We start from the raw sequence: 715 nt of genomic DNA, 5'->3' as shown, positions 1-715 counted from the left end.
GATCATCAAAGCCGACCTCACCGACCTCAGACGCGAAGCCGGGTTTGCCACCACCGCGACCGGCACCCTGATCCCCATCCCCGACCTCATCAACATGGTCGCCGACGCCCAGCCTTGGTTGGCGGTGTTCAAAGACGCCACCGCGGTCCCGCTGTACTTCGGACGCGGCAAACGCCTGGCCACCCGTGAACAACGACTCGTGTCCTTCGCCCGACCCGACGGCGAAAGCTGCTCCACCCCCGGCTGCGGCCTCGCCGCCGCACACGTCGAGATGCATCACGCCCAACTCGATTGGGCAGCAGGTGGACTCACCAACATCACCGACCTCGCACCCGCTTGCCCAAAACACAACCGCATGGTCAGTAACCAACCCGGCGACTACACCACCCGCATGGTGCGCGAAGGACCCGACGAAGGCCGCTGCGCCTGGCGGCTCAACGCCGAACCCGGCGCACCACCCAACCCCGAACGCATCAACCGGCGCCCCGACATACCCCGCCGATTCACCGAACACCTCCAACAAGTGCGCACCGAAATCCACGGACCCGACACCGAGTCCGGCAATGAAACACGCCTCCACCTGCGTGAAGTCATCGACCTCCGTGACGCCACACCCGTCGAACTCGTAGTCGCCTCAGCACTTCTCGACCACGCGTACGGGCACTCAGGATAGGAGCGTCGCCGGCCCTTCGAGGCTCGCTGCGCTCGCACCTCA

General features: G+C 65.6%; 1 protein-coding gene. It reads left to right on the top strand.

Annotation, left to right across the window (positions count from 1 at the left end; genetic code table 11):
• Positions 1 to 673, top strand: a 673-nt coding sequence (locus tag OK17_RS21370) for an HNH endonuclease signature motif containing protein (protein ID WP_461418688.1), incomplete at its 5' end; no start/stop codon positions are given.
• Positions 674 to 715 lie beyond the last annotated feature (42 nt).

It is taken from the genome of Gordonia sp. GN26 (assembly GCF_054823965.1).
Note: the sequence above shows the minus strand (reverse complement) of the source record. Positions and strands in the feature narration are given on the sequence as shown.